This window comes from Aquabacterium sp. (assembly GCF_035476535.1).
Lineage (GTDB): Bacteria > Pseudomonadota > Gammaproteobacteria > Burkholderiales > Burkholderiaceae_C > Pseudaquabacterium.
Map to the genome: position 1 here is coordinate 1 of NZ_DATILJ010000241.1, position 13,091 is coordinate 13,091.

Annotated in this window: 10 protein-coding genes and 2 pseudogenes; 4 read left to right on the forward strand and 8 right to left on the reverse strand. The window is 68.6% G+C overall.

The window, feature by feature from the left end; translation table 11 throughout:
* On the forward strand, positions 1-228 hold a 228-nt coding region (locus VLK61_RS23795; RefSeq protein ID WP_325424633.1), incomplete at its 5' end, for an NAD-binding protein.
* A gap of 54 nt (positions 229-282) precedes the next feature.
* Here the strand turns inward: VLK61_RS23795 and VLK61_RS23800 are convergent.
* The 5 genes from VLK61_RS23800 to VLK61_RS23820 all read right to left on the reverse strand — a co-directional run bounded on the left by VLK61_RS23800 (position 283) and on the right by VLK61_RS23820 (position 7,207).
* Positions 283-2,151, reverse strand: coding sequence for a hypothetical protein (locus VLK61_RS23800; protein ID WP_325424635.1), 1,869 nt, complete (start codon positions 2,149-2,151; stop codon positions 283-285).
* A 47-nt stretch (positions 2,152-2,198) separates the two neighbouring features.
* On the reverse strand, positions 2,199-3,281 hold the full coding sequence (locus tag VLK61_RS23805) for a malate/lactate/ureidoglycolate dehydrogenase (RefSeq protein ID WP_325424637.1): 1,083 nt from the start codon (positions 3,279-3,281) through the stop codon (positions 2,199-2,201).
* A 109-nt stretch (positions 3,282-3,390) separates the two neighbouring features.
* Entirely contained in the window at positions 3,391-4,719 is a 1,329-nt protein-coding gene (locus VLK61_RS23810) for a sigma-70 family RNA polymerase sigma factor (RefSeq protein ID WP_325424639.1), read from the reverse strand.
* Between the two features lie 47 nt (positions 4,720-4,766).
* Positions 4,767-5,996, reverse strand: coding sequence for a PepSY-associated TM helix domain-containing protein (locus tag VLK61_RS23815; RefSeq protein WP_325424649.1), 1,230 nt, complete (start codon positions 5,994-5,996; stop codon positions 4,767-4,769).
* A gap of 314 nt (positions 5,997-6,310) precedes the next feature.
* Complete coding sequence (locus VLK61_RS23820; RefSeq protein WP_325424641.1) at positions 6,311-7,207, reverse strand: helix-turn-helix domain-containing protein; 897 nt, start codon at positions 7,205-7,207, stop codon at positions 6,311-6,313.
* Positions 7,208-7,438: 231 nt separating this feature from the next.
* On the opposite strand from VLK61_RS23820, the gene VLK61_RS23825 reads away from it, so the two are divergent.
* The 3 genes and pseudogenes from VLK61_RS23825 to VLK61_RS23835 form a co-directional block, all read left to right on the forward strand.
* Complete coding sequence (locus VLK61_RS23825) at positions 7,439-9,334, forward strand: tannase/feruloyl esterase family alpha/beta hydrolase (RefSeq protein ID WP_325424643.1); 1,896 nt, start codon at positions 7,439-7,441, stop codon at positions 9,332-9,334.
* Between the two features lie 345 nt (positions 9,335-9,679).
* A pseudogene (locus tag VLK61_RS23830) lies at positions 9,680-9,871 on the forward strand (ATP-binding protein); the annotation flags it as partial.
* Between the two features lie 59 nt (positions 9,872-9,930).
* Positions 9,931-10,494 (forward strand): annotated as a pseudogene (locus VLK61_RS23835) (type I restriction endonuclease subunit R); the annotation flags it as partial.
* Between the two features lie 32 nt (positions 10,495-10,526).
* On the opposite strand, the gene VLK61_RS23840 reads toward VLK61_RS23835, so the two are convergent.
* The 3 genes from VLK61_RS23840 to VLK61_RS23850 all read right to left on the reverse strand — a co-directional run bounded on the left by VLK61_RS23840 (position 10,527) and on the right by VLK61_RS23850 (position 13,088).
* Positions 10,527-11,117 carry a PEP-CTERM sorting domain-containing protein gene (locus tag VLK61_RS23840; RefSeq protein ID WP_325424645.1) on the reverse strand — a complete coding sequence of 197 codons (591 nt, stop codon included), beginning with the start codon at positions 11,115-11,117 and terminating at the stop codon, positions 10,527-10,529.
* A gap of 527 nt (positions 11,118-11,644) precedes the next feature.
* The gene (locus VLK61_RS23845) at positions 11,645-12,370 is read right to left on the reverse strand and encodes an ABC transporter ATP-binding protein (protein ID WP_325424647.1); all 726 of its coding nucleotides are present in this window, start codon (positions 12,368-12,370) and stop codon (positions 11,645-11,647) included.
* Position 12,371: 1 nt separating this feature from the next.
* Positions 12,372-13,088, reverse strand: a complete 717-nt coding sequence (locus VLK61_RS23850) for an ABC transporter ATP-binding protein (protein WP_325424651.1) — start codon at positions 13,086-13,088, stop codon at positions 12,372-12,374.
* Positions 13,089-13,091 lie beyond the last annotated feature (3 nt).

The window sequence follows — 13,091 nt, forward strand, 5'->3', positions numbered from 1 at the left end:
CGCATGATCAAGCGCACGTTCAACCCGGGCTTTCGCATCGGCTTGCACCAGAAGGACCTGAACCTCGCGCTGGCCGGCGCCAAGGCCATCGGCGTGTCACTGCCGCAGACGGCCGGTGCCGCGCAACTGATGCAGGCTTGCGCGGCGAATGGCTGGGATCAGCTGGATCACTCCGCGCTGGTCAAGGCGCTGGAGTTGATGGCGGCGCACACGGTCGCGGGTGACTGATCGGCCAGCGGGCGGCCAGGCCATGCCGTGGCGCGCCTTCCGGCTTGCCCCTGGCTAACCTGCGCCGCGCTCCCACGGCGCCTTCAGTGTCGGCGCCTGGACGAAGCGGCGCATGCCCAGTTCGAGCTCGGCGCCGGCACCCGGCGCCAGCGCCACGTTGAGCTGCGCGCCGTCGAGCTCGAAGACCTTGCCCCCGCTGCGCACGCTAGTGAAGCGGTGCTCGGCATAACCACCGGCCTGCACCGTGACCACGCGGCTGTGCACCGGGTGCAGGTTGACCAGCGTCAGGCGTGCGCTGTCGGCATCGAGCCCGGTCACCAGGGCCGCCACGTCCTCCGGCAGACCGGCCCGCCGCGCCACCGGGTCGAAGTGGCGCAGGCGCGCGTACAACGGTGCGCCGCCCTGGTTCGGTGAACTCGGTGACCAGGGAGGGCGTGCAATGTGGATGCCGCCGTTGACCAGGTGGATCAGCGCGCCCACCGTGGCCGGGTTCAGGTGCAGCACCGCGTCGGCCAGCCGCGTGTCGCGGGTCGTCTTGTCGGCCCGCACGCCCGCCATGCGCTCGCGCACGGCGGCCAGGGCGGCGCGCAGCGCTTGCACCGGGTAGCCGGCGTTGTGGCCACGCAGGAATTGGATCCACGGATGCGTGGCGTCGGCCTGGGCCAGGTCGTCGTCGCGCATCGACAGGTACCAGATCTCCAGCGCGCCCAGCTGGTAGGGCCCCGGCTTGTGGCCGTACCAGCCTTGCGGGCCGTGCATGCGTGGCGTCTGCAGCACACCGCCGATGTGCCGCGCCTGCTGGTTGATGACCTCGTTCTGCCGCCGCCACACCTGCAGCCACTGGTCGTCGCCGCTCAACAGGTAGGCGTTCATGAAGGCCACGACGGCACGCGGCACGCGGTTGCGGTCTTCGCGCTTGCCGCCGGTGCCTGGCACCTCGGGGCTGAAGCCCCAGCCGTACACGCCACCCCACCACGCGCCGGTGTTGCCTGCCGTGCCGCCGATGCGGCCCTGCAGGTCGACGTGGCTGGGCAACACACCGCCGTTGCGCGCGGCACGCTCGGCCCAAGCGCCCACGTAGTCGAAGATCCAGCGCCGGTATTTGGCCTCGCCGTCCAGCATGAAGGCATTCAGTACCAGCGAGGTGGCCTGCAGGTTCAAGGGGTTGTCGCCGACCACGTCGGTGTACTCACGGTAGTGGGCCAGCGTTTCTTCATAGCTGGTCTCGCCGTGCACCATGTGGAAGCGGCTGGCGTCGAAGGGGTCTCCAGCCCAGTCCAGCGCGGTGGCGGGCCGCAGCAGCGGGCCCCGGCTGCCGTTGATGGCCGAACGAATCAGGCGCAGGGCAGGGTCGTAGTTGCGGGCGACCGCGTCCTCGCCGGTGTAGAAGCCGGCGTAGCGCCGCACGCGCTCGGCGAAGCGAGGCGCCGCAGCGTCGCCCAGGCCCATCACGTTGAACACGCTCAAGCCTTCGGACAGGTGCTGCCAGTCGTTCATCACCGGGAACTCGCGCCAGTACATGCCTTCGCGCGCGAACTCCACCTGCTCGGTGCGCAGCGCGCCGTACTGCTCGAGATGGCCCTCCCAGGCGCGGCGCACCAGCGCGCGCAGCTTCTCGGGCCCGCCCAGCGCGTACAGGTGCGGCCAGTCGTTGGCGTTCTCGATGGCATCGTCGGGGCCGTCGTTGGCGCCCCAGCGCTCGAAGCACTGGAAGTGGCCGCGCTCGTCGAAGTAGCGCTCGTAGAAGGCCTGCACCGCATCGCCTTGCACGCGCAGCAGTTCCCGCTGTAGCAGGGCCCACTCCGGCGGGCTCATCGCGGTGTGCACGTCGAGCACGGGGCCCGCCGGCACGGCGGCGGCCGCCAGCAGCGGCTCCAACGACAAGCTGCCGGCTGCGGCCAGCCAGTCTCTGCGCAGCATCATGTCCATCGACCTCGGTTCCCCTCGTCACTCCCCACGATGCGGCGTCCTCAGGGGGTCAAGCCCGCTGCCCGGTTCACTTCCGCCGCGTCGAGGCCCAGCGTGCCGGCCGCGGCCAGGATCTCCTGCCAGGTGGTCTCGTCCACCGGCACGCCCTCGGCCGTGCGTTTCGCGCGCATCGCGCGCTCGGGCTCACCGGCCAGCTGCACCGGATCAAAGCCCTCGCGCGCCGGCGAGGCCTTGACCCAATCGATGAAGGCCAGCGCTTCCTGTTCGAAGGCGCCGCGCTCGCCCAGCATCGCCGGGTCCAGCAGCACGCTGAACATGCCGTTGAGCACGCGCTTCTTCGAGCTGTCGTCGGTGCGCTGCGTGGCGCCGGCGGCCAGCGCGCCGCCGAGCAGTTCGCACATCAGCGCCATGCCGAAGCCCTTGTGGCCGCCGAAGGTCAGCAGCGCGCCGAAGGGCGGCACCACCGCGTAGCGCGGGTCGCGTGTCGGCTGGCCGTGCTCGTCGATCAGGCAATCGGCGGCGACTTGCTCCCCCTTGTTGTGCGCCACGCGGGTCTTGCCCTGCGCGATCATGCTGGTGGCGAAGTCCAGGATCACCGGGTCGCGACCCGTCAGCGGCACGCCGGCGCAGAACGGGTTGGTGCCGAAGCGCGCATCGGCCCCGCCATGCGGCGCGACGATGGCACGCGAGATCACGTTGACGAAGTGCAGCGACACCAGCCCCGCCGCGGCCGCCTGCTCGGCCCAGGCGCCGATGCGGCCCAGGTGGTGCGAGTTGCCCAGCGCGACGATGCAGCTGCCCATCTCGCGGGCGCGGGCGATGCCGAGTGCCATCGCCTCCTGGCCGATCACCTGGCCGAAGCCGGCGTTGCCGTCCAGCCGCAGCAGCGCGCCGCCGTCGTGCACGATGCTGACATGGGTGTTCGGCTTCAGCCCGCCCTGCACATAGGCATCGGCATAACGCGGCAGCATGCCGATGCCGTGCGAATCGTGGCCGGTCAAGTTGGCTTCGATCAGGTTGCCGGCCACGGCCTCCACTTCGGCGGGCTCGCTGCCGAAGCCGCGCACGAGCTGGTGCATGGCGTCGCGCAGCTGGGGCAGGGGAATCACATGGGGGGTGCTCATCAGGCGCCTGGTGTGTCGCAGTGGGTGGGATGTTGATGCTAGCCGGCATAGGGTGTCGGCAGTGTCACCGCTTGCCCGTCGACGGCTGCATGAAGACCGAATCCTTGCCTCAGCGCGGCGCGACAAGCACCTCGCCAGTGGTGCCCAAGGTGACCCGGACCGGCAGCACGCTCGGCAGGCTTTGCAGCCACTGCGTGCTGCGGGCGATGTTCACGCGGGCCAGCACCGGCAGCGCCGCCACGGCCGGGTCCACTTGCACCGGCGCGCCGGGCCGGTAGCGATTGAGCCGCTCGACCGCCTGCACCAGGGGCAGCCGGTCGAAGTCCAGCCAGCCGCTGCGCCACGGGGCCACGGCCTCCGTAGACCGTGCCGGCCCCTGCGCCGGAGACCCGTCTTCGGCGACGCGGGCCGTGTCTCCGGGGCCGAGCACGAGCACCGGTGCGCCGGCCGCGCCCCGCACCGACACCTGGCCGGACTCGACGGCCACTGAAACGTCTTGCGCCCCCAGGTCGACCGCGAAGCGTGTGCCGAGCACGGTGATGCGTGCAGGGCCCGCCAGCACGACGAAGGGCCGCTGGACGTCACGCGCCACGCTGAGGTAGGCGCCGCCGCGCAGCAGCCGCAGCTCGCGCTGCGCAGCGAACAGCCGCACCTCGATGGCACTGTCCGCGTCGAGCACGGCTTCGCTGCCATCGGGCAGCGGCAGTCTGCTGGTCTTGCCCGGGGGGACGGAGAGCGCCGTCTGCCAATCCGGAAGACGCTCGCGCACGACCTGCCACACGATGCTGGTCGCGCCGCCGACACCGCCCAGGCCCAGCAGCGCCACCATCGCCTTGCGTCGGCCGCGGCGGACGGGGGGCAGGTCTGCCACGCCCGGCAGCGTCGAGCGGCGCACGGCCGGCGGGCTGTGCTGCTCGAGCGCGGCCTGCGCCAGGTCCATGGCCTGCGAAACCTCGCGCTCGATGGTCTTGCGCGAGACGGCGAAGCGCAGCGCGAGTTCGCTGTGCGGCACGCCGTGCAGGCGATGGGCGACGAACACCTCGCGCATGCGTGCCGGCATCTCGGCCAGCGCCCGCTCGACGGCGCGAAGTGCCTGCGCATAGGCATGGGTTTCGGCGACGTCGGGCGACTGGTGGGGGCCGGCCAGCAGCCGCGGCGCCAGTTCGCTGTCCCAGTGGCGCTGGCGGCGCATGTGGTCGATCGCCAGCCGATCGGCGACCGTGAAGAGGTAGGCGCGGGCATGGTCCGGCGTGCCTGGCGCGTTCGCGGCGACCCCGTTCGCCGCATCGTGCTCGGCGATGCGCAGCCAGGCGTCCTGGGCCAGGTCACGCGCGGTTTCCGCGCAGCCGGTGCGCCGGCGCAGGAAGCGCAGGAGGTCGCGGTAGCTCGCGGCGAACGTATCGCTCCAGGCCGGGCGGGTGGCTTGCTGAACGCTCACGGCTGCCGCCCTCGCTGCCCGCTGAGCGGCTTGGCGAGGCGCTGCACCTAACGGGCAGCCTGAGCGGCGCCCAGCGCCGCCCTGCCGGTGGGCGCAGGGCGCATGGCGCGCTCCCGCGCCTTGCGCTTGCGGGCCCAGATCAGCACGCCGGTGACGCACAGCATGGCCACCATCGCGCCCATCAAGGACATCAGCACGCGGCCGGGCAGGCCGATGATCCGGCCCGAGTGCAGCGGAAACATGCTCTGCAGGAAGATGTCGCCGGCGCTGCCGGTGCCGGGAATGCTCGCGCCCGCCGGGGCGCCCGTGCGCGCGTCAAGGTAGATCCAGGGATTGCCGAGCCCGCCATCGCCATGGCTGTTGGCGACGTCGTAGAAGCCCACGCCCCAGACCCCGAACTCCGGCGAGAGGAAGAGGCCCCCTGGGGCTGCGTCGACGCCGCGGTGTCGGGCCTCGGCGCGCGCCAGTTCGATCGCGCGCGTCGCGTCGATCGTCGGTTCAATCGCACGCTCGGGTGCGGTGGGTGTGCGGCTGGCAAACGGCGAGGGCGACAGCTCCGAGAACCACGACACCACCGGGCGCACCACCTGATCGCGCAGGTTCATCGCCACCGAGGTGACGGCCAGCACCAGCACCAGCAGGTAGATCCACATCGCGCCGGAGCGATGCAGGTCGAAGGTGAGCTTGTGGCCGCCGTCCTGCCAGCGGAAGGCGAACGAGCGCCGCCACTGGCGCCAGTTCGGAAACGAGATCCACAGCGCGATGAGCGTGTCGAGCACCCAGGCGATCCCGATCAGCCCCATGAACCACATGCCGAACTCGATGCCCCAGCCGTCGGGGATGTGCATCGTGTAGTGCAGCTTGTACAGAAAGGGCAGCAGGTTCTCGCGCGTCAGCGAGACCTTGCCCCATTCGCGCCGGCCCTGAGTCTCGCCCGTGGCCGGGTCCAGCGCGACCTGGTTGTAGCCGGGCTCGAACAGCTTGCCGGTCGCCGGATCGACGCGTGGCGAGACGGAGGCGACGAAGGCATGCCCCGGCTCGACGGCCAGCGGCATGAAGGTCACGCGCACGCGCGGGTCGTCGCGCTCGATGCGCGCCGCCAGTTCCAGCGGTGCCAGCGGCGTGCCGGCCGTGCGGGCCTGGTACAGCTGGGGGTTCAGCCACTCGTCGAGTTCGTGGTCCCAGGAGATCACCGCACCGGTGGCGCCGGCGATGAAGAGGAACAGCGCGGCTGCCAGGCCGAACCAACGATGCAGGGACACGAGCACCGGGCGCACGGCAGCCGCCGCCTGGCGGCGACGATCGGCGCCGGCCGCGGGCGGCGCAGGCCAGGGCGCCGAAGCGCTGCGCGCAGGTCCATCCGCGTGGCCGGAAGAGAAGCTAGGGTTGTCGCCAGGCTGCATCGGCGGCTCCGCAGGTTGCGGCGCGTCGGGTGACGCGTCGTCGTGGTGAGTCCAACGCTGGCGGCGGCTGGCTTGGGCGAAATCTGTGCACCGATGGTCGGTGCAGGCGCGATTCTATTGCGAATGATTCCCAATTGCCTGCCGACGGGCGCCAGCGCAAGGCCTTCTCGCTGCGCGGCCGGTTCCGCTCACGCCTGAGCGCTTCGCCAACGCGATGGCGTCGTGCCCACCTTGCGCCGGAACGCTTCCGCGAAATGGGCCTGACTGGAAAACCCGCAACCATGGGCGACATCGGCTATGGCGCGTCCGGGCTCCAGCCGCAGCGCCGTGCAGGCCGCATCGATGCGCTTGTCGATCACGAAGGCATGGGGTGACTGGTCGAACGTTGTCTTGAAGGCGCGCGCAAAGCGAAACGGGCTCATGCCCACGACCTGGGCCAGGCGTTCAACGGCCAGGTCGCCCGCCAGTTCCGCCTTGATGAGTGCCATCAGCCGGGCGCGTTCCGCGACGCTGAACTTGCCCACGCGCATGCGGTCCGGTTCACCCGCGGTGGCCCGCAGGGAGTCGAGCAGGCCCACCAGCGCGATCGTCAGCCCTTCCCGGTAGAGGCGCCCGCGCTGCGAACCGCTGGCCGCCTCTTCCCACAACAGCGTGGTCAGCGTGAACAGTCGATCGTCGAACAACTCGTGCTGCGTCCCCAGATCGAAGGGGTGCGCCATGTCGGGCAGAAGACGCGCCAATGTGGCGTTAGGAAACTCGATGCTGATGATCTCGCCCGGCGTGCCTCGGACCCGGCACACGTCGAAGTAGGTTCCGGCGCCATAGATCTCCACCATGCGCGGCGCCGTGTGCATGTCGCGGCGGTAGGTCCCGCTCGTGAAACTGCGCTGGCCGGATCCGCTGCGGGCAACGGCCAGTAGCGGATTGGGCGCCGCGACATCGGCAATGTCGTCGTGGGCCGGCATCGGGCTGAGTTTCATGGGCAGCCCCAACCATCCATCCTGCGGCACCGCCAAGGCCTGCGGCCACCCCGCCGCCATGCCGGTGCTCGGGCCTGGCCGATTGATGCCTTGATCCTTCGTCACGGCCCCCCCCTTCCTTCTGTGCCGGCAGTCGCCGAGCGCTCCAAACTGTTGCGCGGGATGAGATGCATTTTTGTGCATTGAGCCTGTCGCGCGCCTAGCGCAAACCCTTGGCGCAGCTGCGCGCTGCAAGTCCCGTCCCTAGGGAAAGTCCGAGTCGTGCACTGCAGAAAACCGGCAGGCGTTGCGTGCTTTTCGATATCCCACTCGGCGGGCTTGGCTCAAACTCAAGACATGCACTTTAGTGCTTGTGTGTCACTGAAGAGCCCTCTTGCACTCAAAGTAAACGGAGAGACAGACATGAAGATTGCACGCCAAACCCATTTCTGGCTTGCCGCCATGGCCTGCGGCGTCATGGCGGCATGCGGCAGCGACAGTGGCGACGCGGCACCGCCGCCGACGACCCCGCTGCTGGCCTGCGACGAGTCGATGAAGACCGCGTTTGCGCCCGACGCGATGACCCAGGTCGTGACCGTCAAGGCTTTCAAGGTGGGTGACCCCCTGGTGCTCAGCGGGCAGGCCACACCGATGACAACCAACGCCAAGCAGGCGTTGTGCGGCGTCGAACTGCTGATTGGGCCGGGCAATGCGGGTCCGGCCGATGCACCATCCACTGCCAAGGGCATCGGCATCCAGATCTGGCTGCCGGCCAAGGAGAAGTGGAACAAGCGGCTGCATGCCCTGGGTGGCGGCGGTTGGCAGGGCGGCTATTCCACCGGCAGCTCGGACGTGTTTCCGGCCTTCACACCGTGGGAGATCGCCCAGGACGAAGGCGCCGTTTCCGCCACCACGGACACCGGGCACGTGGACCCGACGATGTCCGGCTCCTTCGCGATGAACCCCGACGGCACGATCAACACCACGCTGTGGCAGGACTTCTCGGAACGATCCCTGCACGAGATGGCCGTGAAGGCCAAGCAGCTGGCGCAGGCCTACTACGGTTCGGCGCCGAAGTACGCGTACTTCGACGGCGGCTCCACCGGCGGCCGACAGGGGCTGAAGGCCGCACAAGCCCATCCGGCCGACTACGACGGCATTGCCGCGGCCTACCCGGCGATCAACTGGTCGAAGTTCATCACTGCAGAGCTCTATCCGCAGATCGTCTTCCAGCGTGACCTCGGTGGCACACCGCTGAGCAAGGCGCAGTCGGACCTCGTCTCCCGTGCCGCGATCCAGGCCTGCGACCTCGTCGGTGGCAAGCACCTCGGTTTCCTCATCGACCCCTCGCAGTGCCGCTATGACCCGACGATGGATGCCAGCGTGCTGTGCCAGGCAGACGGCGGCAGCAACACCACCAGCGCCTGCGTCACGCCGGCCCAGGCCCGGGCGGCCAACAAGATCTGGTACGGCATGACGGCCGATGGCAGCGTGCCCTCGCCCGCGCAGGACAACGGCTGGGCCGCGGCCCCGACCGGTGCGCAGCGCTGGTACGGGCTGACGCGGGGAACATCGTTCTACGGGCAGTGGTTCGTCGACGTTGCCGGGCTGCCGCCCAGCTTCACGCTGGCCCTGGCTTCGCCGGTCTCGGCCTTCACGATCGCCACGGATCAAGTGGCACTCGAGCTGCAGAACTCGCGGCTCGCCGGAGCGAACTTCCGCAATGCAGGCGGCAATGGCATCGACGGCTGGAAGTCGCTGAGCTACGCCCAGCTGAACAACGCCTTCGACATCGGCGTGGCGCTGCAGCCGCAGTTCGGCCGCATCAACACCGACAATCCGGATCTCTCCGCGTTCAAGTCACGCGGCGGCAAGATGATCACGGTGCATGGGCTCAACGACGAGCTCATTTTCCCGCAGGGCAGCATCCACTACTACGACCGTGTCGCCGCGCAGCTCGGCGGTCTCGCCGCAGTCCAGAGCTTCTACAAGCTCTACCTGATCCCCGGCATGGGCCATGGCAGCTTCAATGGCACCGCGAACCCGGATGCCAATCCGCCGGTGCCCGGGCATGGTCAGGTCTATGCCTTGCTGACCGATTGGGTGGAGAAGGGCATTGCGCCGGACCGCGTGGACCTCAGCTCGCCGATACCTGTGCCGGTGGCGAAGAGCTTGCCGATGTGCGCGTATCCCAAGAAGGCGACGTACATCAGCGGTGATCCGTTCGTGGCGGCCAGCTACGTGTGTGGTTGAGGGGCTTGTCGGTCATCGCGAGCCGGGATCAACGGATGCTGGACCGAACGGTTGTACAGGAGCCGTCGGGAGCGCTGGAATCAGGGCGCGGCGAAGTTTCCGCTCTGGCTGGCCCGCAAGGCCGTGCGCTTCGTGGCTTATGGCGGCAAGAACCATGCGGCCGCGGTGACGCACCGGCTCGACCTGCAGAAGGGCTATGCGGTGTGTTTCGAAGGGCTGATCGAGTACCTGAACAACCTGCTGCCCCGGAGCGAGCACATCGGCGCTGCGCTGCGTGAGGATCGACCGCTGTTCCCGGGTCTGGCCGTGCGGGAGCTGGTCGCCAACGCGCTGATCCACCAGGACATGACCATCACCGGTGCCGGCCCGCAGATCGAGTTGTTCGACGATCGGTTGGAGATCAGCAACCCCGGCGCCACGCTGGTCCAGCCCGATCGAATGATTGATCTGCCCCCGCGCTCGCGCAACGAGGCGCTGGCCTCGCTGATGCGCCGCATGCGGATGTGCGAAGAGCAGGGCAGCGGATTGGACAAGGTGGTCCAGGCCTGCGAGGTGTTCCAGCTGCCCGCGCCGCTCTTTCGCACCGATGGCGATGCCACGCCTACTTCGGCGAGCCGGTGTTCGTGTACTCGCTCAAGGAAGGCATCAACGACGGCTTTCTCACGCCGTTCAAGGTCAATCAGATCGCCACCACGCTGGACGAGTACGTCTACACGCCCGACGACCTGGTGGTGCAGGGCGACATCGAAGCCGGCAAGCGCTACGAAGAGAAGGACTTCAACCGGATCATCGAGATCAAGGGGCGTGAGGCCTACCGCGTCACGCTCATGATGGAAATGATCGACCAGCGCGAGAAGACCTTGGTGTTCTGCGCGACCCAGGCCCACGCGCTGGCCGTGCGCGACCCGATCAACCTGGCCAAGAGCTGCACCGACCCGCTCTGCTGCTTGCGGGTGACGGCCAACGACGGCGCCTTGGGCGAGCAGCACCTGCGCGACTTCCAGGACAACGAGAGGACCATTCCGACGGTGCTGACCACGTCGCAGAAGCTCTGCGCCGGCGTCGATGCGCGCAACGTGCGCAACATCGTGCTGATGCGGCCTGTGGCCGCGATGATCGAGTTCAAGCAGACGCCGCCGTGTGCAGGTCGCGGCGGTAGGTCCTGCCCGTGAAACGAATCGCTGCCGTTGATTTACCTTTGGGCGATCCGCAGTTCAACCGGGTACGTCCTTCGGCGCCGTTGAACGAGCATGAGCGCCAAACCGGCCGCGCCGAGCAGCGCGGCGACTGACGGCTCCGGAACTTCCGCGATCTGAATTTGAAACACGGCTGTCTGCGTCGCATCACCAGGGAAGAGAAGCGACGTGAAGTCGATATCGAGCGAGTGCGGGCCAAAGCTGAGGCCGGAGATCGGCATCGTGTTTCCAGCGAGGAGCGAGAAACCGGTAACGGTGTCATCGATCCCCAGAAAATTCATGCCAAAGCCGCCGTAGCCGTGGTTGTGCGACCCCAAGTGATGGAATGTGATCGTCAGCGTGGTTCCCGAAGGTCCGCTGAAGTCGACAGTCACAACGTCATCACTGATGGAACCAGAGAACTCGACACCCGGGTCCGTGACGACGGCCGTCGGGGGGGAGAAGTTGCCCGGGCCGTTGCAAATCACTGCGTTACCAAGGCAGCCGGTGATCGAGTCGCCGATCAGCGACGCCGAGGCGCTGAGCGGGGCTGCCGCGAGAGGAAGGCAGGCCAAAGCGAAGGCGGAAAGCCGTTGTGCAATTCTCATTCGAGGTTCCATCAAAAAGGGTGTCCCGGCAGAAAGCAAACTTTGCGCCAGATCTGGAATCCTGCTATGAACCGATGTGTTCATCCGCATCGTTCGCAACGAGCAACTGTAAAGAAGAGCGACACCTGTCAGCGCGGACCCAAGTTTGACCCACGGCTGGGTCAGTACCGGTTGGCGGCAACACTCATGGGGTCATGCGACGGAGTGGATGACCGCGCCTTCGACCTCGGGGATTTCGGGATCGAACATGTCCTCGAGTGCTCTGCTGCTCGGCGCGCAGGCCCGCGCTGAACTTCTCGCTCGTGGTGACAAACCTCTGCCGCGTGTGGACCGCCACCTTGTGGCTGAGATTGTCGACCAGGGCTTGCTCGAACGAGGCCTCGCGCTGGGCTCGCTGCAGCTGATCGTTCTCGACCGAGAGCTCGGCCAATCAGCGCCAGCACGGCCTGGCGCGTCTGCGAATCCAACCCACACCCGCCTTCGGGCAACGCAGCCCAATCGGGGGCCGCGACCTTGACCCAGCGGCCTCACACCCCCAGGTACTGCTCCAGCTCACGGCTCTCGCGCAGCGCCTCGGAAGTGCCCTGCATGACCACCTGCCCCTTCTGCAGCACGACGGCCCGATCACAGTTCGCCAGCACCTTGCGGAAGTCGCGGTCGACGATCAGCGTGGCGATGCCGTCGCGGCGGATGTCGGCGACGACGCGCCAGATCTCGGCGACGATCAGCGGCGCCAGGCCTTCGGTGGCTTCGTCCAGGATGATCAGCTCGGGCTGGGTCATCAGCGCGCGGCCGATGGACAGCATCTGCTGTTCGCCGCCGGAGAGCTGCGAGCCCAGGTTCGTCAGCCGCTCGCTCAGGCGCGGGAAGGTCTGCATCACGCGTTCGAAGCTCCAGCCGCGGCCGGTGTTCACCGCAGTGGCCACCGGCCGGGCGGCCATCACCAGGTTCTCCTTGACCGTCAGGTTGGGGAAGATGCCGCGACCCTCGGGCACATAGGCCACGCCGCGGCGCGCCACCTCGTGCGGGCGGGCCCGGCTCATGTCCTGGCCGAACAAGTGGATCTGGCCTTCGCGTTGCGCGACATGGCCGAGCAGCGCGCGGATCAGCGTGCTCTTGCCCATGCCGTTGCGGCCCAGCAGGCCGACGGTCTCGCCGCGTGCGATCTGCAGATCGACGCCGTGCAGCACGTGGCTGCTGCCGTACCAGGCATGCACCGAGGCGGCATCGAGGATCAGGTCGGTGGTCTTCACGTCAGTGTCCCCCCAGGTACGCCAGCTGCACCTCGGGGCTGCTGCGCACATCGGCCGGCGAACCCGAGGCGATGACCGCGCCGTTCACCATCACGGTGATGCGGTCGGCCACGCGGAACACCGCGTCCATGTCGTGCTCGACGAGCAGGATCGCGTGCTCGGTCTTCAGGTCCTGCAGCAGCGCCAGCATGCGTTCGGTCTCCTCGGCGCCCATGCCGGCCAGCGGCTCGTCGAGCAGCAGCACCTGCGGGCCGGTGGCCAGGCACATGGCGATCTCGAGCTGCCGCTTCTGGCCATGGCTCAGCAGGCCGGCCTGGCGCTCCAGGAAGTCGCTGAGCCCGGCCTTGGCCGCAGCCGCATGGGCCGCCGACACGCTGGCGGCGCAGCGGCCGGCGTCCTGCCACAGCGCCCAGGGCCGCTGTGTGGCGGCCTGCGCCGCGAGGCGGCAGTTTTCCAGCACCGTGAAGCTGGGGTAGATGGTGTTGCGCTGGTAGCTGCGGCCCAGGCCCGCCTGCGCGCGGCGTGGCTGGGTCCAGCGCGTGACGTCGCGGCCCATCAGTTCCACGCTGCCGTCCGAGGGCGGAATCTCGCCGGACAGGATGTTGATCAGCGTGGACTTGCCCGCGCCGTTGGTGCCGATGACGGCATGCACGCTGCCGCGTTCGAGTTCGATCGACACGCGGTCGACCGCCACCAGCCCGCCCCAGCGGCGGGTGATGTG